The 22,757-nt window shown below is 43.4% G+C and carries 17 protein-coding genes, 1 other RNA gene and 1 pseudogene; 10 read left to right on the forward strand and 9 right to left on the reverse strand.

All coding sequences use genetic code 11. The annotated features are described in order from the left end of the window. Positions 1-62: 62 nt before the first annotated feature. From G3R48_RS08370 to G3R48_RS08380, 3 genes are all read right to left on the reverse strand, one after another. Positions 63-785 carry a 5-formyltetrahydrofolate cyclo-ligase gene (locus G3R48_RS08370; RefSeq protein WP_228497430.1) on the reverse strand — a complete coding sequence of 241 codons (723 nt, stop codon included), beginning with the start codon at positions 783-785 and terminating at the stop codon, positions 63-65. Positions 786-997: 212 nt separating this feature from the next. Beyond that, positions 998-1,179: non-coding RNA, 6S RNA (gene ssrS / locus G3R48_RS08375), on the reverse strand. Positions 1,180-1,222: 43 nt separating this feature from the next. Beyond that, positions 1,223-1,531 (reverse strand): cell division protein ZapA, encoded by a 309-nt coding sequence (locus G3R48_RS08380; protein ID WP_153664294.1) that lies wholly within the window; start codon positions 1,529-1,531, stop codon positions 1,223-1,225. 212 nt (positions 1,532-1,743) lie between these two features. Between G3R48_RS08380 and G3R48_RS08385 the strand changes: the two genes are divergently transcribed. The 6 genes from G3R48_RS08385 (at position 1,744) to gcvP (ending at position 10,363) form a co-directional block, all read left to right on the forward strand. Beyond that, positions 1,744-2,316 carry a UPF0149 family protein gene (locus G3R48_RS08385; protein ID WP_153664292.1) on the forward strand — a complete coding sequence of 191 codons (573 nt, stop codon included), beginning with the start codon at positions 1,744-1,746 and terminating at the stop codon, positions 2,314-2,316. A 151-nt stretch (positions 2,317-2,467) separates the two neighbouring features. Continuing rightward, positions 2,468-3,856, forward strand: a complete 1,389-nt coding sequence (ubiH, locus tag G3R48_RS08390; protein ID WP_228497428.1) for a 2-octaprenyl-6-methoxyphenyl hydroxylase — start codon at positions 2,468-2,470, stop codon at positions 3,854-3,856. A gap of 51 nt (positions 3,857-3,907) precedes the next feature. Continuing rightward, positions 3,908-5,134: an FAD-dependent oxidoreductase gene (locus tag G3R48_RS08395; protein ID WP_153664290.1), complete on the forward strand. Its 1,227-nt coding sequence runs from the start codon at positions 3,908-3,910 to the stop codon at positions 5,132-5,134. A 215-nt stretch (positions 5,135-5,349) separates the two neighbouring features. Next, positions 5,350-6,444 carry a glycine cleavage system aminomethyltransferase GcvT gene (gene gcvT / locus G3R48_RS08400; protein ID WP_153664288.1) on the forward strand — a complete coding sequence of 365 codons (1,095 nt, stop codon included), beginning with the start codon at positions 5,350-5,352 and terminating at the stop codon, positions 6,442-6,444. A 239-nt stretch (positions 6,445-6,683) separates the two neighbouring features. Then, complete coding sequence (gcvH, locus tag G3R48_RS08405; protein ID WP_153664286.1) at positions 6,684-7,073, forward strand: glycine cleavage system protein GcvH; 390 nt, start codon at positions 6,684-6,686, stop codon at positions 7,071-7,073. A gap of 401 nt (positions 7,074-7,474) precedes the next feature. Further along, positions 7,475-10,363, forward strand: a complete 2,889-nt coding sequence (gene gcvP, locus G3R48_RS08410; RefSeq protein ID WP_153664284.1) for an aminomethyl-transferring glycine dehydrogenase — start codon at positions 7,475-7,477, stop codon at positions 10,361-10,363. Between the two features lie 409 nt (positions 10,364-10,772). On the opposite strand, the gene G3R48_RS08415 is transcribed toward gcvP, so the two are convergent. The 5 genes and pseudogenes from G3R48_RS08415 to G3R48_RS17230 form a co-directional block, all read right to left on the reverse strand. After that, positions 10,773-11,378: a hypothetical protein gene (locus G3R48_RS08415; RefSeq protein WP_153664282.1), complete on the reverse strand. Its 606-nt coding sequence runs from the start codon at positions 11,376-11,378 to the stop codon at positions 10,773-10,775. Between the two features lie 48 nt (positions 11,379-11,426). Next, positions 11,427-11,753: a hypothetical protein gene (locus tag G3R48_RS08420; RefSeq protein WP_153664280.1), complete on the reverse strand. Its 327-nt coding sequence runs from the start codon at positions 11,751-11,753 to the stop codon at positions 11,427-11,429. A gap of 109 nt (positions 11,754-11,862) precedes the next feature. Further along, positions 11,863-12,456, reverse strand: a complete 594-nt coding sequence (locus G3R48_RS08425; RefSeq protein ID WP_212593275.1) for a hypothetical protein — start codon at positions 12,454-12,456, stop codon at positions 11,863-11,865. Positions 12,457-12,458: 2 nt separating this feature from the next. Next, positions 12,459-12,632, reverse strand: a complete 174-nt coding sequence (locus G3R48_RS08430) for a hypothetical protein (RefSeq protein ID WP_169731095.1) — start codon at positions 12,630-12,632, stop codon at positions 12,459-12,461. 9 nt (positions 12,633-12,641) lie between these two features. Next, a pseudogene (locus G3R48_RS17230) lies at positions 12,642-12,785 on the reverse strand (integrase); the annotation flags it as partial. A gap of 136 nt (positions 12,786-12,921) precedes the next feature. Between G3R48_RS17230 and G3R48_RS08435 the strand changes: the two are divergent. Genes G3R48_RS08435 through G3R48_RS08450 form a run of 4 tightly spaced genes read left to right on the forward strand, consistent with a single transcriptional unit; the run spans position 12,922 to position 20,300 of the window. Then, positions 12,922-14,703 (forward strand): type I restriction-modification system subunit M, encoded by a 1,782-nt coding sequence (locus G3R48_RS08435; RefSeq protein WP_153664276.1) that lies wholly within the window; start codon positions 12,922-12,924, stop codon positions 14,701-14,703. Further along, the gene (locus G3R48_RS08440; RefSeq protein WP_153664274.1) at positions 14,693-15,985 is read left to right on the forward strand and encodes a restriction endonuclease subunit S; all 1,293 of its coding nucleotides are present in this window, start codon (positions 14,693-14,695) and stop codon (positions 15,983-15,985) included. Before G3R48_RS08435 ends, G3R48_RS08440 begins: the two co-directional genes overlap by 11 nt. An 8-nt stretch (positions 15,986-15,993) precedes the next feature. Then, positions 15,994-17,046, forward strand: a complete 1,053-nt coding sequence (locus tag G3R48_RS08445; RefSeq protein ID WP_153664272.1) for a PDDEXK nuclease domain-containing protein — start codon at positions 15,994-15,996, stop codon at positions 17,044-17,046. Then, entirely contained in the window at positions 17,043-20,300 is a 3,258-nt protein-coding gene (locus G3R48_RS08450) for a type I restriction endonuclease subunit R (RefSeq protein ID WP_153664270.1), read from the forward strand. Before G3R48_RS08445 ends, G3R48_RS08450 begins: the two co-directional genes overlap by 4 nt. A 123-nt stretch (positions 20,301-20,423) precedes the next feature. Here G3R48_RS08450 and G3R48_RS17340 read toward each other — a convergent pair whose 3' ends face one another. Next, positions 20,424-22,379, reverse strand: a complete 1,956-nt coding sequence (locus tag G3R48_RS17340; RefSeq protein WP_153664268.1) for a methyl-accepting chemotaxis protein — start codon at positions 22,377-22,379, stop codon at positions 20,424-20,426. Between the last annotated feature and the right edge of the window lie 378 nt (positions 22,380-22,757).

The raw sequence follows: 22,757 nt of genomic DNA on the forward strand, positions 1-22,757 counted from the left end.
TGTCCGCTTAACTGCTGTTGTCTCTGGCAGAGGCTAGCTGTTGTTATGTTATCGCTAAGGGATTAATTGTTGTTATGTGTATCGCGTAAATGGCTACTAGCAATGCGTTTTGTCGGCGTGAAAAGCAGTGGTAATGGGATATCCCAATATTGGGTTGGCACTTGACTGACTTGCTGGCAATCGTGGGCATAACCAATCGCGATGGGGTTATTTGCTTTAATTTGTACTAGGGTGCGATCGTAAAAGCCGCCACCCATGCCCATTCTATTGCCATGTACGTCAAACGCCACTAACGGAGTGACAATCATGTCTAAATGACTGCTGGTGACAATGCGGCGTACATCTAGCTTAGGTTCGGCAATATTAAATCGATTGTGCACCATCGGCGTGCTTGGGGTGTAGTGTACAAACAACAAATGACCTTTAGCAAAAGGGTGAATGCGCGGTAAATACACGGCGATATTTTGCTGCCATAAGGCGTCAATTAATGGTTGAGTGCTTAGCTCGCCGTCAAAAGCTAAATATAGTGCTACTTTTGTTGCTTTTCGCGCCACTATTTCGGCTAATAAATGCTGACATGCCGTGGTGGCTAGCTGTTGCTGCTCTGTATGGCTAAGAGCATTACGCTGTTGGCGGATATGGCGGCGAATACAGTCTCGGCTCATATTACTGCTATCAAACACCGTGTGTTGAGGCGTCTCAAGAGAAGGGGTATTGGTGGCCGTAAAATAACTCACTTGAGTGTGCTTATCACCCACGGTATTTGACGAAATTGAATTAACCATAAAACGGCTCATTGTCATTGTTTTTACGTTCTCCATCCTTCAAAAATACCCCAAAATACGCGCAGGTGACAGTGCACAAACGCCGTTAATTGAGAGTAACGTGCTAAGGCATATTTGCAAGCAATTAAGCCCATTGCTGATTAACGTGGTGTTGAATGACAAAATGACTGAGCAGGAAAGTGCGCACGAACGTGCCACCCAATAGATTAAGATTGCTCCCCGAGACACCGTTGCCGGTGTAGCCCTTGAACCGTAGGTTCAAGGCGGGTAAACGTTCATTTCCTAAGGTTTCTCGGTACAAGCCGAGCATACACAATGTCAACGAAAGCATTCACCCTGGGTTTGTAAATATCGGCACAGGGACATTACCAATCAACGCATATCCCAGGGAGCAAATAGGGTTGATAACCGCGTTGGCGTTTATCAGAAACTGAAGTTTAGTCGTCCTTGTTGCTGCGTTCAATTAACGCGTTTTCAAGCGTCAATTGTAGCAGTGAAATGCGCTCATCCATTTGCGCCATATACTGTTTATTTTTTTGTTTCTCTTCAAACAGTTCATTACCGATATTGAGTGCAGCCATAATGGCTAATTCTTCACGGCTTAAATTATTAGTGCGCGTTTTCAGCGTACTCAGTTGGTTCTCAACGCCACTTGCTACTGAGCGCAAGGCGTCCTCGCGTCCTTTAGGACAGGCGATTGAGTACGTGCGACCGAGAAGGGTGATTTCTACTGCACTATTACTCATAACGTTTGCTACCAGTTGTTTAATTAATTCACGATGTTGGCGAACTATATAGCGACCAATTTAAAAGCGCAAGGCGCAGCTGTCTGTTTTTAGCTATTTGCTGTTTGTCTGAGCAAATCGGTACTTTTATCCGACAACATGAGGGGGATTATTTGGTGCTACATTGCAACTCTGTTAGCATTGAGGCATTAATTTGTAAGCAGGAAAAGACTATGGCAACCCCACCTTCGTTATGTATCGAAAAATTAAAACAAGCCCTTGATGCGGCTGAAATTGGCCAACATCCGGTTGAAGTGCACGGTACTTTAGTGGGGCTAATTTGTGGTGGTGTAACGCAAGCTAACAATGCGTGGCAAAAGCCGTTGCTCGAACTGGTTAATGACGGCCAAAGTTTAGATGTAAATTTACAGCAACTTATCAATGAATTATATCAAGATACTGTGACTCGCCTTGCTGATTTTGAGTTTGGTTTCACGATATTGTTACCTGAAGAAGAAGTGTCATTAAGCCATCGGGTTGAAGCATTAGCATTGTGGACACAAAGCTTTTTAACCGCGATTGCAGTGATTCAGCCAAAACTCAATAGTAGTTCAAAAGATGTTAAAGAAGTCATTAAAGATTTGGCCGAAATTGCACAAGTTGAATTTGACGTTGCTGATGATGAAGAGTCTGAAGCGGCCTATACCGAACTGCAAGAATTTGTGAAAATGGCGGCTATTTTATGCTATTCAGAATTTGGCCAAGAACAAGCGCCAAATGATGATAAAGCGCCAAAGATTCACTAATTACATTCGCCATTTTAAGCGCCTTTGAGTGCGTTAATCCTGTTGTAGGCACAACCTAATGCCTGCAAACTTAGCGCACAATAACGCCCTTAGTTAGGTAGCGATTAGTTAATTTATCAATAAGCAATAGCCATTGGACGGACGTTGAAACATGCCAGTATCTTCTTACTCACCCCAAGTTGAATTTGACATTGTGATTGTTGGCGGCGCGATGGCTGGGGCAACGTTGGCACTGGCACTTTGTGAATACAACCGTAAAAACCCCGATAAGATTCTCCGTATTGCCTTAGTTGAAGCTAAAACCGTTGATGCGGCTCACCCCGGGTTTGACGCCCGCGCGATTGCGATTGCTGACGGCGCGATACGTGAACTCAAACGGTTAGGTATATGGCAACACATTCAGCCACTGGGTAGCGCAATTAAACATATTCATGTGTCTGATCGCGGCCATTTTGGTATGACCACACTCGATGCCGAGTCGTTAAATCTCGCCGCATTTGGCCAAGTGGTTGAACTTGCCAGCGTTGGCAAAGTGTTAATGGCGCAGTTACAAGATTATGCCAAGCAATATCCACACTGGTTAACGCTATTTTGCCCCGCAAGTGTTGCAAGTATTACAGCACATGAAGGTCATCATCAATTACAGCTCACAACCCAAGAGCAACTTAATGCTAAGTTACTTGTCGCTGCAGATGGCGGCTTTTCTAAAGTGCGCCAACAGCTTAAACAACCCACTGAACAAGTCGACTTTAACCAAGCCGCCATTGTCGCTAACGTGGTAACCGATAGCGCTCACCAAGGCTGGGCGTATGAACGTTTCACCGAGCACGGCCCCATTGCTTTATTACCAATGGCTGATTGTCAGGGCCAGCAACGGTTATCGTTAGTGTGGGCGATGCCGCCTAATGAGGTTGAATCACGTAAAGCCTTACCTAAAGAAGCATTTTTACAACAACTGCAACAGGCATTTGGATACCGTTGTGGGCGTTTTACCGATATAGGGCAATTAAGCAGTTACCCATTAGTGATGTCATACATGCCACGGCCGATTTATCATCGCTGCGTATTTGTCGGCAATGCAGCGCAAACCCTGCATCCGATAGCTGGCCAAGGGTTTAATTTAGGGCTACGTGATATCAGCACCTTGTTTGATGTGTTGACGCAAGCTAGAAGTAATCAAGCTAGAAGTAATCAAGCTAGAAGTAATCAAGCTAGAAGCAATCAAGTTAATAGCAATCAAGTTAATAGTACTCAATCTGAGCGCGCTCATGCCACACTTCATCAAGCAACAACAGGCAACGTTGAGGCTAATCACCTCAAAGAGCCGTTTGATATTGGTGCTCATGCGCTGATCCATGCTTATTATCAACAGCGCCAAGTAGACCGAGACCGCACCATTAACCATATTGAATGTTTAGTGCGTGGCTTTTCAAATCAATATTATCCATTAGTGGCAGGGCGTAATATCGGCTTAAGATTATTGTCATGGTTGCCACCATTGAAACGTCCCGTGGCTGAAGTGGCAATGGGTTGGCGTTAGACGCAAGTTTTTATCAATAAAAATCAATAATAACAAGATAAAGGAACACCTATGTATCAGACCCAAACCTATGATGTAGCCATTATTGGCGGTGGTATGGTTGGCCTCGCAACCGCGATAGGCTTAGCCCAAGCTGATATGTCAGTGGTGGTGATTGACGCAAACACGATTGAAGCCGCCACAGGTGATCCTAAACTACGAGTCAGCGCAATTAACCAAGCTAGCCAGCAATTATTAAGCAATTTAGGGGCGTGGCAATATATCGACACCGACCGCATCGGGCCATACCAAAAAATGGCCGTGTGGACGAAAGATGGCCTGGGTAAAATTAACTTTGACGCTAACAGCATTAACCAACCAACCCTTGGCACCATCATTGAAAACCAAGCGATCAATTACGCATTGGCGCAGCGTGCTAGCGAATTTGACAACATTACCCACATACAAGGGCAACGCCTTGAACGCGCCGCCTTTGGTGAGCGTGAAGCGTGGCTCACATTAGCAAGCGGTGACAATGTCAGTGCCGCATTAGTGGTCGGCGCAGACGGCGCTAACTCTTGGGTACGCCAACAGTGCCAAATACCGTTGACCTTTTGGGACTACGGCCATCACGCCATTGTGGCGACTGTGCGCACAGAGGTTCGTCATGATAAAACGGCTCGCCAAGCGTTTTTACCTGACGGCCCGCTAGCCATGCTGCCGTTATATGAAGATAATTTATCTTCGATTGTGTGGTCGGTATCACCCGCACAAGCTGAGCAACTACTTGCCCTTGATGACAACGAATTTAATAAAGCGCTGACTTGCGCCTTTGAAAGCCGTTTAGGGCTGTGCGAAGTGGTTAGCGAACGCCATGCGTTCCCATTAAGGATGCGTTATGCGCGCCATTTTGCGCGCCACCGTTTAGTACTGGCAGGCGATGCGGCACACACCATTCATCCTCTTGCAGGTCAAGGCGTTAATCTTGGCTTTTTAGACGCCGCGAGTATTGTGCAAATGGTGGCTGAACTGCATGAAAACGGCAAAGATGTCGGCGACTATCGCCACTTACGTGCATTAGAGCGCTGGCGTAAAGCCGATGCGATGGAAATGATCGCGGCAATGGAAGGCTTTAAACGTTTATTTGCAGGTACAAATCCGCTTAAAAATACCCTGTTAAATGTGGGATTATCATTGCTTGATAATGTCGCTAGTCTGAAAACAGTTTTCATCAAACAAGCCATGGGTAATAAAGCCAGTTTACCTAAGCTATGCCAAAGCACAAAACCAACCCAATAATGTGATAAAACAGTTATATATCAACTGTTCCAATAACATAACTGTTTTTGTTACAAAAAAGCCCGTATTTAATGCATTAGCAAAACTAATGTATTAAACGTCAGATTAGAAAATTTTTTTATATACAATTCACTAAGGGTGGGTATAATTTTTGGCGCATTTTATCAAATACCTAGATCACGTTTCGACGCGATATACCCAATGAAGGCATAACAATGGCTAGCAAAACTGTTCTTTATACCAAGCACTTAGCATCAAACGCCAAAATGGTGGATTTTCACGGTTGGGAAATGCCAATTAACTATGGCTCTCAAATAGAAGAACACCACGCAGTGCGCCAAGACGCAGGCATGTTTGACGTTTCTCACATGACTGTAGTTGATGTAACTGGCTCCCAAGCGCGTGACTTTTTGCGTAAATTGTTAGCCAACGATGTTGCTAAGTTAACCGTAACAGGCAAAGCCCTTTACGGCGGTATGTTAGATGAAAACGCAGGCGTGATTGACGACCTGATCACGTATTATTTGTCAGACACCCATTACCGCATTGTAGTGAACTCGGCAACGCGCGAAAAAGACCTTGCGTGGATCAATAAACAAGCCAGTGCTTATGATGTTAGCGTGACTGAACGCCCTGAACTGGCCATGATTGCCGTACAAGGCCCTAATGCCAAAGCCAAAGCTGCCACCGTATTTAGCGCCGAACAAAATAGCGCAATTGAAGGCATGAAAATGTTCTTTGGCGTGCAAGCAGACTCATTATTTATTGCTACAACAGGTTATACCGGTGAAGCGGGTTACGAAATTATTGTTCCACAAGAGCAGGCGCAAGACCTATGGCAAGCCTTGCTAGATGCGGGAGTTAAACCCTGTGGTTTAGGGGCGCGTGACACCTTACGCTTAGAAGCAGGTATGAACCTCTACGGCCAAGACATGGACGAAAGCATTAATCCACTTGCCGCGAACATGGGCTGGACTGTCGCATGGGAACCAAGCGAGCGTGACTTTATTGGCCGCCAAGCGCTAAGCCAAATAAAAGCAGCCGGCACCGACAAACTGGTGGGCTTAGTGATGGAAGCAAAAGGCGTACTCCGCCACGATATGGCAGTATTTTTTACTGACGAAAACGGCGTTGAGCACCAAGGTCGCATTACCAGTGGTACGTTCTCGCCAACATTAGGGTATTCAATCGCCATGGCGCGTGTGCCTAATGGTATTGGTCAGGTGGCCGAAGTTGAAATGCGTAAAAAGCGTGTGGCAGTAAAAGTGATTGCGCCTAGCTTTGTACGTAATGGCAAACAAGCATTCTAATGTGAGTGGTATCGGTTAACGCTATTGTCTTTTGCATTGATGGGCTTGTGAATCATTAACAAGCATCAGTGCCAGAACAGGGATGCAATACAATCGCTTTTACGACACATTTTTGCCACTTACATATTTTGGTACCGCCCGTAATTAGATAATATCAGTCATAGTTGATGACTCAATACGTGTACCATTAACCCGAATAATAATTGCGCTTTAAATTTATCAATATAGGAATTATGACAATGAGCAACATTCCAGCAGAATTAAAATATGCTTCTTCACACGAGTGGATCCGTAAAGAAGCTGACGGTAGCTACACCGTGGGCATTACTGAACATGCTCAAGAATTGCTTGGTGACATGGTATTTGTTGAATTACCAGAAGTTGGCGACACCGTTACCGCTGGTGAAGACTGCGCAGTAGCTGAGTCTGTTAAAGCGGCATCTGACATTTATGCGCCAATTTCAGGCGAAGTCGTCGCAATTAACGAATCACTAGAAGATTCACCAGAATTGGTAAACAGCGACGCATTTGACGACGGTTGGTTCTTCCGCGTGATGCCAAGTGATGAAGCTGAAGTAGATTCGTTGCTTAACGCTGAAGGCTACCAAGAAGTTATTGACGAAGATTAATTTGTCGAACCGCTAAAAGCTCCTCAGGGAGCTTTTTTTGTTATGGCATCCATTGTCGCGCCAGCCCTTATTTCAAAGTAGTAAACTGTAGGCATTAGCGCTTAACCATTATCACCAATAGCTGTTATCACTATTGTCGTTGCAGTTAACGCAACACATAAGTGCTTATGGCAACCTTGTGGTAATGCAGGTAACCATAACCGCAGTAACGTAATGCTAGCACTCAATGGCAATGAATGGTTTTCCACCTACAGCGGCAAACCATGTGGGTGATTTTCACGTATAACAATATCGGGCAAAGACCTCACTTAACGCGTGAATTGACCTTCAATAAAAAATAACACTTTACCGGCTCTGTGCCCTACAGCATGAAAACCGGGTAATTGGGAATACGATTGATCATGACTAAGCAAACACTGACACAATTAGAGCAGCACGAGTTATTTTTGACTCGTCATATTGGCCCCAATGAACAGCAGCAACAAGATATGCTCAACTTTGTTGGCGCTGAGTCATTAGAAGATTTAACCGCGCAAACTGTGCCCGGTGCCATCCGTTTACCGCAAGAATTAACCATTGGTGATTCATGTGGTGAAGCCGAAGGTACGGCTTACATTCGCAGCATTGCCGATAAAAACAAAGTATTCAAAAGCTACATCGGCATGGGCTACTACGGCACTGATGTGCCTAACGTCATTTTACGTAACGTGTTTGAAAATCCGGGTTGGTACACAGCGTATACGCCATATCAGCCTGAAATCGCCCAAGGCCGTTTAGAAGCCATTTTAAACTTCCAACAAATGTCGATGGACCTAACCGGCCTTGACCTTGCATCGGCATCCTTACTTGATGAAGCAACCGCCGCTGCTGAAGCTATGGCCATGGCCAAGCGTGTTTCTAAAGCCAAAAAAGCCAATATCTTCTTTGTGGCAGATGACGTATTCCCACAAACATTAGATGTTGTGCAAACCCGTGCAGAATGTTTTGGTTTTGACGTGATTGTTGGGCCTGCTGAAGATGCCGTAAACTACGAGTTATTTGGCGCATTGTTTCAATACACCAACCGCCATGGTGAAATCACCGACAACACCGAGTTGTTTGCCAAGCTAGCAGCCAAGAAAGCCATTGTTACCGTTGCCGCTGATATTATGTCACTGGTACTGCTTAAGTCGCCAGGTTCAATGGGGGCCGACATCGTATTTGGTAGTGCGCAGCGTTTTGGCGTACCAATGGGATACGGCGGACCACACGCCGCCTTCTTTGTTGCCCGTGACGCGCACAAGCGTTCAATGCCGGGTCGTATTATCGGGGTGTCAAAAGACACCCGTGGTAACCAAGCGTTGCGTATGGCAATGCAAACGCGCGAGCAACACATTCGCCGCGAAAAAGCCAACTCAAACATTTGTACTGCGCAAATCTTACTCGCCAATATGGCATCGTTTTACGCGGTATTTCATGGCCCACAAGGGCTTAAAACCATTGCAAGTCGTATTAACCGTTTAACTGACATTCTAGCCAATGGCTTAACCGCTAAAGGCGTTGAGTTAGTCAACAGTACTTGGTTTGACACCGTTAGTGTTAAAGGCTTAGACGTGGCGGCAGTAACTGCTCGCGCAGTTAAAGCTGAACTTAACCTACGTATTGATGCAGACGGCACAGTGGGGATCAGCGTAGATGAAACCACCACACGCGAAGATATCGCGCAGTTATTTGAGGTGATTATCGGCGTCGGTCACGGGTTAGACGTTGCAGCAATCGATGCTGACATCATTGTTAACGGTTCACGCTCAATTCCAGCAGAACTTGAGCGTAAAGACGCTATCTTGACTCACCCAACATTCAATCGCTACCAAAGCGAAACTGAAATGATGCGTTACATCAAGCGTCTAGAAAACAAAGATTTAGCCCTTAATCATTCAATGATTTCGCTTGGTTCTTGTACCATGAAGCTCAACGCCGCTGTTGAAATGCTGCCGGTAAGCTGGCCAGAATTTGCCAACATGCATCCATTTTGCCCGCTTGAGCAAGCTCAAGGTTACACTCAGCTAATTGATGAGTTATCTGATTTTTTAGTTAACATCACCGGCTACGATGCTGTATGTATTCAGCCTAACTCAGGCGCACAGGGCGAATACGCAGGTTTACTTGCGATTAAAAAATACCACGAGTCACGCGGGGAAGGGCACAGAAACATCTGTTTAATCCCACAATCTGCTCACGGTACCAACCCCGCTTCTGCGCAGCTTGCTGGCATGAAAGTTGTGGTAACGGCCTGTGACAAACAAGGCAACGTTGACCTTGATGACTTAACAGCCAAAGCCGCAGAGCTTGCTGATAACTTGTCGTGCATCATGGTGACATACCCATCAACCCACGGTGTGTATGAAGAATCAATTGCTCAAATTTGTGAAATAGTGCATCAACATGGCGGCCAAGTGTATCTTGATGGCGCCAACATGAACGCTCAAGTGGGCTTAACCTCACCGGGCTTTATCGGCGCAGACGTCTCGCACCTTAACCTGCATAAAACCTTCGCGATTCCTCATGGCGGCGGTGGACCAGGTATGGGCCCAATCGGCATTAAAAAGCATTTAGCGCCGTTTGTTGCAGGTCACCAAATCGTTAAACCCGGTCGTGAAAGCGACAACAATGGCGCAGTATCAGCCGCGCCATACGGCAGTGCTAGCATCCTCCCAATCAGCTGGATGTACATTAAACTGCTGGGTACTAAAGGCGTGAAACAGTCTACGCAAATGGCACTGTTAAATGCCAACTACGTGATGAAAAAGCTATCAGGCCATTACCCAGTATTATTTACTGGCCGTAACGACCGCGTGGCGCACGAATGTATTATCGACCTGCGCCCGCTTAAAGAGTCATCCGGCGTGACCGAAATGGACATTGCTAAGCGTCTTAATGACTATGGCTTCCACGCACCAACCATGAGCTTCCCCGTCGCGGGCACGCTGATGATTGAACCAACAGAATCCGAGTCAAAAGTTGAGCTAGACCGTTTCGTTGAAGCGATGATTTCAATTCGCAGCGAAATCGCTAAAGTTGAAGCAGGCGAGTGGCCAGCGGACAACAACCCACTGCACAATGCGCCGCATACCCTAGCCGACATTATGGACAGCGAGTTTGATTCACGCCCTTACAGCCGTGAAGAAGCCGTTTTCCCGACAGCAGCAGTTAAGGCGAATAAGTTTTGGCCGACGGTGAATCGTATTGATGATGTGTACGGAGACCGCAATCTAATGTGTAGTTGTGTCCCTATCTCTGATTACGAGTAATAATGGCTACTTGGCCTCGATAATACGGCTTCAGTTTAAGCTTTTCGCTGCTCATTGACACCAGTCAACTCCGCGGTGAAAACCTCAAACTTCCTTGTCTTATCATCGGCAGTAACGCCATTATCGAGGTAGCTTGCTTCATTGAAGTTTAGAAACTTATAAAGAGAAAAAGCGACCTTAGGGTCGTTTTTTTTTCAGGCGTTGATGTAAGTCGGGAATTAAGTTTGTGACTGAGTAGAATACAAAACAAGCTAAAGGCGAATCAGAAATGATTCGCCTTTTTGTTGGCTTAAATTTTATCAGGGTTTAAGTTTTGCTGAATTGCTTTGGGACAAAAGCGCCTTAGGGTCTTTTATGAGCTGGATACACAAAATCAATATTTTAAGTTAGGGAAAGTTGGGCGGTAACTTTAGTAATGGTCAGAACTAATCAATGGTGTCCCGTTATCAGAGCCTATCTCTAATATTTCGCAGACAATAGCATAGTAACGTTTGAGTATTCCATTAACGGTGTATCCGTTAGCATGTGTGTTTAGTGAGCGGATTGTAGGAAAATTACCCCAGCCGTTAGTCTTGTCGAGGTATTCGTTAACATCCCAGTGACGCTGAAAACCATGTTTTATGAATAACCCACAATAAGCAGTTAACTCCCGAACTTCAGCAAGTGTGAAGGATGACATAGACGACAACCTATGCTGAATGAGAGGTTTCTGTGAAGCTAGAGTTTCAATAGTTGCTCTTAGCTGAACGATAGTATTTTTTAACTGTGCTTCCACTTGTGCCCACTCTTGTTGTGAGCACTTTAAAGCTTCTATTTCAGAGTGAAAGGCTCTCGTTTGTTTGTCAAAGAAGTCACTTAAAATACTTGATAACTTTTCTCCGCCTTCAAGCCTCTCCTTAACAGCGTTTGCGGAATTTTTACTGTATTCAGTATGTAATTCGATATCCCCCAAGCAGATATTGTAGACTGTTAAGTCTGATGCGTCTGTTGTGCGTTTAACGTTATAGGTGGTCATATTTTTTCTTGTTTAAGGTCATTAGAGTGAATAGCCAAACAGGTGACGCTACTTATTAAATACACTCTTATTTGATGAGTAAAATCGATAATAAGCGGAGTGAAGCGGAGTATTAGTTGTTTCACACCAGTAAATCTCAATTAAATCAGCCATCCCATCAGCAGAGCTTTGCAGGCCAAATACATCTACATACGGCTTCATCAGAGCTTTTTCCATAAAGCTCTCAATTTCATGTTGCGCTCTTTGTTGGGCTTGCTTATGTAAAACAGTTCTTGCTTCACCGCCAACTGACATAGCATCGTTACAAGTTATTACGGTAGACGCTAATGCGCCAGTTGATGCAATTAAAAAGAAGAATACAGATAGCATTTTCATTTTTTATGTTTCCAATTTTTTAACTTAAAGTGTCTTAGCGAATGTATCTAAATATAGCCTGATATCCACAGCTATTTGGGTTATATGGTACGGTTTGATTACAGTTATGCTAATGAGTAGCATACTTCACATCACCACGCTCATGGCAAATAGCGGTCCATGTTCGTTTATCAATCATTTTTGCCCCAAACGGCCCATAGATGCCCCAAGCAACTGAAATGTCCTCGTCCCAACAAAGATCGCACTGCAATGCCTCTGTTGGAATGCTCATACTTAAAATGTCATGTGCAATACTATGGAGTGATATAGGCTTAGTGCAGTAACAACTTTTACTGCCTAATGGGTCACGTAATGTTATTGGGCCAACATATCTACGATATAGTTTCGGAAACACTTTCCTTAAACGTTGTTGCACGGCTTTCAATATTTTATCTTCACCTTTAGTCTCTGCATTTTTCATCAGTGTCATGAGACTACCTTCTGTATCGTATTGCCCTTGATTTATTTTAGAGAATAGAGCCGCGATACGTTCAGATCTTGATACAGTTGCAGTGGTGCCTGGGATTGAAGTGATTTTTATAGATGCCTTGCTCACGCCATGTATTTTCCTTAAATGGCGCTTAAGATTCTTCTGTTTGATCTCAGTTTTACATCGAGGGCACTCAACGAACAGTTCTTTATCATCAGGTAGTGAATTCATCATAATTAATCATCCACCACTTCAACGGTTTTATGTTGAGCTCCGTAATAGGTGCCTTCATCGATGGTGTAACGCAGCATCACCCCACAACTAGGGCATTCAAAGGTTTCATTTGGCTCGATGCATTCATCTTCAATCCAATCCCAACCAAAATGATTCTCACATTCAGGGCATTGCATAGCGGTTCCTCACGTCTCACAACTCTCAGAAATCCTTAGTGCATCTTCAATCTCGACACCAAGGTATTCAATCGTGCTTTCGAGCTTAGCATGACCCAGAAGTAACTGAATAGCTCTAAGATTCTTCGTCTTAGCGTAGATCAAAGAAGCCTTTATTCCAAGCTTCAATTTCATGCTCCTTACTTCAAAAATCCACTATTAAGTAAGGCATAAATCAAAGACTTTTGAGCATTGAGTGATATGCTGTAGGCAATTCTTTTAATACAAGAAAATTAATTAAAAAAACATTATGAAACAAACAGAACAGCAATTCTTAAAAGACCTTAATAGCAAGCTTTGGACAGCCGCCAATAAGCTTATCTCTACACTTGATGCCGCCAACTACAAACACGCTGTACTGGGCTTAATCTTCGTTAAATACGTTTCAGATGCCTTTACATTGCGTCAAGATGAGATTAAGGCCGATCTTGCTAACCCCGATCATGACTACTATCTCGATCCTGCCGCTTTCAGCGCAGAAGAGCTAGCCGAAGAGATCGCTATCGAGCTTGAGCAGCGTGATTTTTACACCGAGAAGAACGTATTTTGGCTACCGACCGAATCTCGTTGGCAGTTCTTGCAAGATAACGCACCACTGGTTATTGGTGGCGCAGATCTTGAGATTGATGGCCCAAATAACAAGAAAGTGACGAAGAAGATCACCTCCGTTGGTCATTTGATTGATAATGCCCTAGAAGGCATTGAGCGTGATAACCCTAAACTTAAAGGCGTGCTAAACAAATCATACTCAGGTTTGAAGATCGATCAGGCAAAGCTAAACGAGCTTATCAACCTGATTGCGACAATTCCGTTTGTTCATGCGAATCTAAACAGTAAAGATATTCTTGGTCATGTGTACGAATATATGCTTGGTCAGTTTGCCCTCGCGGAAGGTAAAAAAGGTGGTCAGTTCTATACACCAGCCTCTATCGTTAGCCTTATCGTTGAGATGATTGAGCCATATGAAGGGCGAGTTTATGACCCAGCTATGGGCAGTGGTGGCTTCTTTGTGCAGTCGGAAAAATTTATCGAGCGTCACGCCAACGAAAGGCAAGTCGATGCGTTAACGCAGAAGCAGCGTATCTCTATCTACGGTCAGGAATATAACCACACCACTTGGCAACTAGCGGCGATGAACATGGCGATTCGCGGTCTTGATTACGACTTCGGTAAAGCGCCTGCAAGTACCTACACTAACGTGCAGCACCCTGATCTTCGTGCTGATTTCATCATGGCTAACCCTCCATTCAACATGAAAGAGTGGAACACAGGTGTTGATGATAACGATCCTCGTTTCAAATACGGTCAACCGCCAGCAGGTAATGCGAACTTCGCATGGATGCAGCACATGCTTCACCACCTAGCACCAGAAGGCTCTCAGGCGCTTCTGTTGGCAAATGGCTCGATGAGTTCAACGACCAACAACGAAGGCGAAATCCGTAAAGCACTTATCGAAAACGATCTTGTTGAGTGTATGGTCGCGTTACCCGGTCAATTGTTTACCAACACGCAAATTCCTGCATGTATCTGGTTCTTAACCAAGAACAAGAACCCTCGTGTTGATAAAGCTGGTCGCAAGCTGCGTGAACGTAAAGGTGAAGTGCTATTTATCGACGCGCGTAACCTTGGCTTCATGAAAGACCGCGTGCTACGTGACTTTAGCTTTGATGATATTAAGAAAGTAGCCGACATATTCCATGCTTGGAAAATGAAAAAAAGTGAAGAGCTTATGAAGACGACCGCCATGGATGGCGGAAGTGCCGAAAATGCAGGAGCAATTTTCGGCCCAAGCGATGAATATCGTGATATTCAAGGCTTCTGCAAATCAGTAACGCTTGAAGAAATCACCAAACATGACTTTGTGCTGACACCGGGCCGTTACGTTGGTGCTGTGGAAGAAGAAGACGATGGCGTTCCTTTTGCCGAGAAGATGGCAACACTGACTTCTAAGCTGGGAGAGCAGCTTGCTGAATCAGCAACGTTAGAGGTCGAGATTAAGAAGAACCTAGCGGGGTTAGGTTATGACATCTAAATGGTCGACCATCACTCTTAACGAGATTGTTGAACATCAAAAAGGCTTTGCTTTTAAATCTAAAGATTACGTTGAGTCTGGAACTCCTGTTGTCAGGGTTAGTAACTTTACGCAAAACAGTATCGACACAAGTGATTTGAAATTTGTTAATGATGAAATAGCTGTTAAAAACAAAACGGTAACGTTGTTAGAAAGTGATGTCGTAATTGCAACAGTAGGATCATGGCCAACTAACCCAGCTTCTGTAGTTGGTAAAACAATCCGAGTTCCTCACAGTGTAGATGGTAGTCTTCTTAACCAGAATGCAGTTCGATTAAGGGTCAAAAACAAGAGTTTATCCGATCAAACATTTCTTTATTACTTACTCAAGAGCCAAGATTTCGCTGACTATATCGTATCTACTGCTCAAGGTAGTGCGAGTCAGGCTAGTATTACTCTTAAAGATATATATGGTTATGAACTTCAATACCCAAATGAATTCGAACGAGAAATAATCGGAAACCATTTAGCCTCTATTGATAAGAAAATTTCGAACAATCAACAAACTAACCAAACTCTTGAAGAAATGGCGCAAGCCATCTTCAAATCTTGGTTTGTCGATTTCGATCCGGTTAAAGCCAAGATGAATGGTGAACTGCCAGAGGGTATGGATGCCGCCACTGCCTCGCTATTCCCAGAAAAGCTCGTTGAGTCTGAGTTAGGTTTGATTCCTGAAGGCTGGGGTGTAGGCACACTGAGCAACGTAGCAAAATACTGTTCAGCAAGAACCAACATCGACACAATTACACTTGAAAATTATATTTCTACAGAGAATATGCTCGCTGAAAAGAAAGGTGTAACCGTTGCATCTAAGCTTCCAACAGCTAAAACTGTCGCAGCATATAAGTCGGGAGACATCTTAGTTTCAAACATCCGTCCTTACTTTAAGAAGATCTGGCTGGCTGAGGGAAGTGGTGGTCGCTCCAATGATGTTCTTGGTTTTGAATCAGTCAGTAAAAATACTGACTCATACCTGATGAACTTGCTCTATCAAGATACATTCTTCGAGTACATGACTAGAACCTCGAAAGGCGCAAAAATGCCGCGAGGTGATAAGACTGCAATCATGAACTGGGAAATGGCTGTACCACCAGTTGAGCTACGTGAAGCTTTCTCCGCTATCGTCGATAAGTTTTATCAGTTGATTCCTCAAAATAGAGCACAGAATGCATCTTTGGAATCGTTACGCGACACGCTACTCCCTAAATTGCTTTCCGGCGAAATCGAGTTAGAGACAAAATAGAGGCCAACATGACTTTAACCACTAATCTTGATTATCAGAATTGGCTCTTAGCACTAAAACAACAAGTACAGCAGTCACGGCAGAAAGCGTCACTTGCCGTTAATGCTGAGTTAATTATGCTTTATTGGTCTATTGGCGATCAGATTGCCAGTAAGCAACAGAATCAAGGCTGGGGAACAAAGGTTATTGAACAGCTTGCTCAAGATCTTAAGCATGCCTTTCCGGCCATGAAAGGGCTATCGAGAAGTAACTTGATGAATATGCGTGCATTCGCGTTAGCTTGGCCTGATTTTAAATCTGATCTAATTGTCCAACAAGCTGTTGGACAAATTCCTTGGGGCCACAATATTGCGTTGATTCAAAAGCTTGAAGAGCCAACAGAGCGATTATGGTATGCCAGTGAAGTGGTTAAGCATGGTTGGTCTAGGGCTGTGCTGACTCACCAAGTTGAGAGTGGCTTACTTCAACGCTCAGGCAACGCGGTGAATAATTTTGAGATGACTTTGCCACAACCTAACTCAGAGTTAGCCGCGCAAACTCTTAAAGATCCTTATAACTTCGATTTTCTCGATCTGAAGGTTGAAGCTAAAGAGCGAGATATTGAAAATGCGTTGATGAAACATATCACAGCTTTCTTGCTCGAACTGGGCAGTGGCTTTGCTCTCGTTGGTCAGCAATACAACTTGAATGTAGGTGGTGATGACTTTTTTATCGATCTGCTCTTTTACCATCTAAACCTGAGATGTTATGTGGTGATTGAATTAAAAGCCGACAAGCTCACCCCAAAAGATATCGGGCAATTAGACTTCTACCTATCTGCGGTAGATGGCGAACTAAAGCGTGAAGATGATGCTCCAACCATTGGTTTGTTGCTTTGCAAAGAGCGTAACCGAATCGTAGCGGAATATGCGGTTCGCAATAAGACTTCACCAATAGGCATTGCAGAGTACAAGCTTGCCGAAACTCTCCCTAGTGAGATTCAAGGTCAGTTACCATCGGTACAAGATATAGAAGCAACACTATCAAATGACATTAGTGAGGGAGGCAAGGGCTCAGCATGATCACCGAAGACCAACTAGAACAGCAATGCCTCGATTGGTTCATAGACCAAGGCTACCTCTACAAGAGTGGCTATGATATCGCACCGGATGGAGACTCGCCCGAACGTGATGACTATCACCAGGTGGTGCTGAAGCAACGTTTGCTTAATCAACTAGAGATTTTGAATCCTGAATTGCCAGAAGAAACGCTCAATCAGATAGTGAACACCGTTAGCACACCTGAAACTCCAGTGCTTATCAAAAATAACCAAGCATTCCATAAGCTTTTGATTGAGGGTGTACCTGTTGAATACACTGTGATTGAAGATGGTCAGCCGACCTCTAAACACACCCATGCTCGCTTAATGGATTTTGCGAATCCAGATAACAACGAATTTTTAGTTGTAAATCAATTTACCATCACTGGCACAAAAATTAATCGCCGCCCTGATGTTGTGGTGTTTATTAACGGCCTACCCATCTCTGTTATTGAGTTAAAAAATCCAGCAGATGAACATGCCGATATTTGGAATGCTTTTAATCAACTTCAAACCTATAAAGATGAAATTTCAGATCTGTTTGTTTTCAATGAAGCTTTGATTGTCAGCGATGGCTGGACGGCGCGTGTTGGGTCTTTAACTGCTAATAAAGAGCGATTCTTACCGTGGAAAACTGTCGCTACAGAAGATGACAGACCGCTATTAGACTTTCAATTAGAAACCATGATTCGTGGTTTTTTCAAACAAGATTTATTACTTGATTACATTCGCTACTTTGTTTTGTTTGAAACTGACAACGATAACATTATCAAGAAAATTGCAGGCTATCATCAGTTCCATGCGGTGAGAGCAGCTGTTGAGGCGACTGTGAAAGCAAAACAGTTCGATAATGAACTGCCAATGGTGGCAGATAATATTGCTAAGTACCAAGTTCAGACGACAAAAGGGCTTGATAAAATTAAGGCCGGTTCTGGTAAGGCTGGAGTTGTTTGGCACACTCAAGGTAGTGGTAAAAGTATCTCTATGGTTTGCTACGCAAGTAAGTTGTTACAGCAAGCCTCAATGAATAATCCGACGATTGTTGTGGTGACTGACCGAAATGATTTAGATGGTCAACTTTACAATACCTTCGGGATGGCGCAAGAGACGTTAAAACAAATACCTCAGCAAGCTGATGACCGTGATTCTCTTAGAGAGATGCTTTTTAATCGCCAATCTGGCGGCATCATCTTCACGACGATTCAAAAGTTTGCTCTATTAGATGAAGAGACAGAGCACCCCAGGCTATCTGAAAGAAGTAATATCGTAGTGGTGTCGGATGAGGCGCATCGAAGCCAGTACGGCAATAAGTCAAAGATGGTGGAAGTGAAGGACAAAAACGGCACGGTAACGGGTCATAAGTATGTTTATGGCTATTCCAAGTATATGCGTGACGCTTTACCTAATGCTTCGTTCATCGGCTTTACAGGAACACCGATTGCAATGGATGACAAAGACACGCGTGGTGTTTTTGGTGAATATGTCTCTATCTATGATATTCAAGATGCCGTTGATGATGGTGCCACTGTTCCAATTTATTACGAATCTCGTCTAGCTAAGCTTGATATTAATCAAGATGAAATTGAACAGCTTAACGAACAAGTTGAAGATGAGATTGGTGAAGATGAAGAAACTGAAACTCGCGAAAAGGTGAAATCACAATGGGCGACGCTTGAAAAGCTTGTTGGTGCACAGCCCCGTATTGACCAAGTTGCAAAAGATCTGGTTGAACACTTTACGACTCGAACATCGACATTTCCTGGAAAAGCCATGATTGTGTCGATGAGCCGTGAAATCTGTGTTGACCTTTATAACGCCATCGTAGCGATTAAACCTGAATGGCATCACCCAGATACAGATAAGGGCGCAATAAAGGTTGTGATGACAGGCAGCGCATCAGACAAAGAGAAGATGCAGCCTCACATTCATGATAAGAAAACCAAAAAGTTATTTGAGAAGCGTTATAAAGATACTGACGATGAGCTTCAGTTGGTGATTGTTCGCGACATGTGGTTAACCGGCTTTGATGCACCATGCTGTCATACCATGTATATCGATAAACCGATGAAAGGGCATAACCTGATGCAGGCCATTGCTCGTGTAAACCGAGTGTTTAAGGATAAACCTGGTGGATTGGTTGTCGATTATATTGGTATCGCGAATGAACTTAAAAATGCACTAAAAACTTATACCAATAGCCAAGGCAAAGGTCAGCCCACCGTCGATACAGCAGAAGCATTTGCTGTGTTGATGGAAAAGGTTGATATCATCAGAGGGATGTTTGCAACGCCCGTTGATGGCAAAGTGTTTAACTATCGACCTGACTTTGAAACCGATGCTTTAAGGTTATTACCTGGTGCGGTGAACCATTTATCTGGACTGTCTCAAACTGACGGTAGCGGAAAAGAAGTCAGAGATGGAAAGAGACGCTTTTTAGATGTGATGGCGGCGCTATCCAAGGCATATTCGCTGTGTAACACCATGGATGAAACTCAGGGATATAAAAATGAGATAGCCTTTTACTCTGCGATTAAAACGGCCTTCATCAAACATTCTACAGTAGATAAAAAGCGCACTGATGAAGAACGAAATACAGCTTTAAAGCAAATTTTAAATAATGCGGTAGTTGCTGATGGAGTTGATGATATCTTCTCCATGGTGGGTTTAGATAAACCCAATATTGGCTTACTTTCACCAGAGTTCTTAGAAGATGTGAAGAACATAAAGGAGAAGAACCTAGCTGTAGAGCTACTAGAAAAGCTGCTTCGTGATGAAGTGAAAGCTCGTATGAAAAACGATAAAGTTCAGGAGAAAAAATACTCCGAGCGTATTATGTCGACACTTCAAAAGTACCATAATCGCAGCATTGAAACGGCTCAAGTCATTGAAGAACTCATTCAATGGGCAAAGGAGATGCAAGAAGATGCAGAAATGCTCGATAAACTTAATCTTTCAGTCGATGAAATAGCTTTTTACCGTGCATTAATTGAAAACGAAGAGTCTGTCCGTCAACTTGGGGATGATACTCTTCGTAGCCTTGCCATTGAGCTTACTCAACAATTACGCAAATCAGCGACTGTCGATTGGCAAAAACGTGACAGTGTACGTGCGCGAATGCGTAACCTTGTTCGCCGTTTATTACGACGCTGGAAGTATCCACCGGATGCTGCGGAAGATGCAATTAAGCTTGTATTGGAGCAAGCTGAAGTTTTGGCTGATGGTTGGTATTCAGCATAAATAAAGTAAAGGCAAGGTTAATATCTTGCCTTTTGTATATTTATGTATAATTTCTTTAATGATAAACCGGATAGTGTCTACTGTGGTGGTCAACTAAATTTGACCCCACGAAAATCTTAGTTATTAAAGAAGTGAAGTTAACTTATCTTTTTGTGCTTGAATTCGTACATGCTCGTTTTGGTTTGCTTGTGCGCTACTTAGGCCATGGGTTGCAATTTGACTTGATTTAGAGGTTAATTCAGCAATTTTCTTGGTTTGTTCCATGGCAGACTCAATCGATTGTTCCATTTGTACTGAAGTGGTCGTAAGAATGTCGACCGATTTGCTGATATTCGCGATGGACAATTCAACAGAATCAATCGCTTCTCGGCTGCGGCCAATATCTTGTTGTGATTTAGAGGCTAAGCTTCTTACTTCATCTGCAACCACCGCAAAACCACGGCCAGCTTCACCGGCTCGAGCGGCTTCAATTGCGGCATTGAGCGCCAGTAGGTTGGTTTGTTCGGCAATCGCATCGATACTCGACATAACATTTAAAATCTGCTTGCTACTATTTTTTAATTCTGTAACGCGTGCTTCAAGGTCTTGACGAATTTGGGCTTGGCTTTCACCTTTGGCGAGTAGTTCGTTAATAAGCTGTGATACTGTTTGTTGTTCACCATCAATTAAACCAGATAATTCACTGAGGCGTAATAAGTCTTCAGTGGAGCTAACCACGATTCCTTCATAGTGATTAAGTTCATCAATTAATGAGGTTTTTAGTTCACCAATAAAGCGTTCTCGATTGAGCTCTACCGCAAGGTAATAGCGGGCGACTTCGGTAAGCGCGACAAAGTAACGCTTAACAGATGCATGTGGCGATTGGGTTTGCTTACGATAAATTGCCACTAACACCGAAGTATTATTTTGGTGTTGTCCATGGATTTCGCCAAAGCTTGAGAATGCCGCATGGCTTTTAACATTATTAAGTCGTACTTGTTTGAGTACTTTAGGGTCATTTTGTAGACGACGCAGCACACAATCGATACCGATAATAGTATCGATTTCTTGACAATATTTAGCGGTAAGATCATTAGTAAACTTATCAAATTCGCGATTTGATTTAGTGGCAAAATCCTCTTGTGTGACCATATAAATGGTTTCACCAAAGGCCATATCACAGAAGAAAGCAATTGATTCTTTTTCGAGATCAACAGCAGCAACACTGCGGATCATCACGTCACCTTCAATATCAACACAAAATTGTTTATTAGCAAGTTGTGCTGATAACTCTTGTTTCGAACAACTTAACGCTGAGCATAAATAGGAAACGATAGAGGTTAGGTTACCATTATCATCAAGAACATGAGTTACTGTTCGTGTGGTGTTATCGGATTTCGCGACAACAAATGAGATGCGATTTTTGGCAAAGTTATGAGTTTTATTGATGGCATAACCAAAGTCAGGATGTAATTTTACTGCCACGAGCAGTAGTTGCGACTCAGAAAAATTCCCGTTATGAGCAACTGCTGCTGACTTAAAGTCAAGTTTACCTCCAGCACTACCGCCAATGATGTGGGTTGAAAAGTTTTCGTTACCAGAATTAAGAATTGACTCAACAGTTTGGTTTTCAAATGCATTTAAGCCTGAGAAATAACTCAAAATAAAAGTATCTTTTAAATCAACATCAAAATTAAAATTTACGCCTTTCAAGCTGCTTTTTAAGCTGTTTTTGTGTCGATGGATCTCTTTATCCGTGGTGTGAGCTGGGATAGAAATTTTAGCGACACTAACATCAGAGATCATACTTTTAGGGAATGCATGAATGACGACATTTGACTCATCCGGTGAGTTATAAATGTTTTCTGTACCTGATATGGTTCCTGAAGACATAATGGTGATGACATCACCGCAACGTTGAGTGAGCTGTTTTGTTAGCTGGGAAACATCTTGGGCAGCAAGAGAAGGAGGAAGATAGCATAATATAAGTGAATATTGTGTCAAAGCTAACTTGTCGGCAACTCTATTGCTACTGCCTTTAAGGACTTCTGCCGTTGTGCTTTGGTTAACTTTGGCGGCTTTGCTCTTTTTAAAAAACATGATTATTCCTAGCGTTCATCTATGTTGTTTAGAACAAACATCATTACCGTGAAATAAGTGGTTATTGTGAAAGTTGGTAAACTCTGCTTATTCATCCGTTGTAGCAATATATTTTTACTTAGGTTAGTACTGGCGTAAGCTGCCATCGGCAATGTCTGTTTACTGCAAATAAAAAATACGACTATTCATTTTAATAACAATTTGTCATTTCATATTTACCAAGGCATTAATGCTTAAATTGGAGTTAAATCTAAGGTTTTAATTGATAATTTAAAAGCGTTGGTAAACGTAGAAATATCAATGGCAGTCATTAAAAAATGACAGTAACCTATAATGCAAGAATACCATTACAGCCAAACCTACAAGTTGTGCAGATCG

This window comes from Shewanella intestini, from assembly GCF_018221465.1.
In the GTDB taxonomy this organism is placed as follows: domain Bacteria; phylum Pseudomonadota; class Gammaproteobacteria; order Enterobacterales; family Shewanellaceae; genus Shewanella; species Shewanella intestini.

What these genes read in the sequence shown, in the direction of transcription:
- gcvP (WP_153664284.1), top strand. Translation starts at nt 7,475, where the DNA reads ATGACTAAGCAAACACTGACACAATTAGAGCAGCACGAGTTATTTTTG.
- G3R48_RS08415 (WP_153664282.1), bottom strand. Translation starts at nt 11,378, where the DNA reads ATGACCACCTATAACGTTAAACGCACAACAGACGCATCAGACTTAACA.
- G3R48_RS08450 (WP_153664270.1), top strand. Translation starts at nt 17,043, where the DNA reads ATGATCACCGAAGACCAACTAGAACAGCAATGCCTCGATTGGTTCATA.
- G3R48_RS17340 (WP_153664268.1), bottom strand. Translation starts at nt 22,379, where the DNA reads ATGTTTTTTAAAAAGAGCAAAGCCGCCAAAGTTAACCAAAGCACAACG.
- G3R48_RS08430 (WP_169731095.1), bottom strand. Translation starts at nt 12,632, where the DNA reads ATGCAATGCCCTGAATGTGAGAATCATTTTGGTTGGGATTGGATTGAA.
- gcvT (WP_153664288.1), top strand. Translation starts at nt 5,350, where the DNA reads ATGGCTAGCAAAACTGTTCTTTATACCAAGCACTTAGCATCAAACGCC.
- G3R48_RS08440 (WP_153664274.1), top strand. Translation starts at nt 14,693, where the DNA reads ATGACATCTAAATGGTCGACCATCACTCTTAACGAGATTGTTGAACAT.
- gcvH (WP_153664286.1), top strand. Translation starts at nt 6,684, where the DNA reads ATGAGCAACATTCCAGCAGAATTAAAATATGCTTCTTCACACGAGTGG.
- G3R48_RS08425 (WP_212593275.1), bottom strand. Translation starts at nt 12,456, where the DNA reads ATGATGAATTCACTACCTGATGATAAAGAACTGTTCGTTGAGTGCCCT.
- G3R48_RS08420 (WP_153664280.1), bottom strand. Translation starts at nt 11,753, where the DNA reads ATGAAAATGCTATCTGTATTCTTCTTTTTAATTGCATCAACTGGCGCA.
- G3R48_RS08385 (WP_153664292.1), top strand. Translation starts at nt 1,744, where the DNA reads ATGGCAACCCCACCTTCGTTATGTATCGAAAAATTAAAACAAGCCCTT.
- G3R48_RS08445 (WP_153664272.1), top strand. Translation starts at nt 15,994, where the DNA reads ATGACTTTAACCACTAATCTTGATTATCAGAATTGGCTCTTAGCACTA.
- G3R48_RS08380 (WP_153664294.1), bottom strand. Translation starts at nt 1,531, where the DNA reads ATGAGTAATAGTGCAGTAGAAATCACCCTTCTCGGTCGCACGTACTCA.
- G3R48_RS08370 (WP_228497430.1), bottom strand. Translation starts at nt 785, where the DNA reads ATGGTTAATTCAATTTCGTCAAATACCGTGGGTGATAAGCACACTCAA.
- G3R48_RS08435 (WP_153664276.1), top strand. Translation starts at nt 12,922, where the DNA reads ATGAAACAAACAGAACAGCAATTCTTAAAAGACCTTAATAGCAAGCTT.
- G3R48_RS08395 (WP_153664290.1), top strand. Translation starts at nt 3,908, where the DNA reads ATGTATCAGACCCAAACCTATGATGTAGCCATTATTGGCGGTGGTATG.
- ubiH (WP_228497428.1), top strand. Translation starts at nt 2,468, where the DNA reads ATGCCAGTATCTTCTTACTCACCCCAAGTTGAATTTGACATTGTGATT.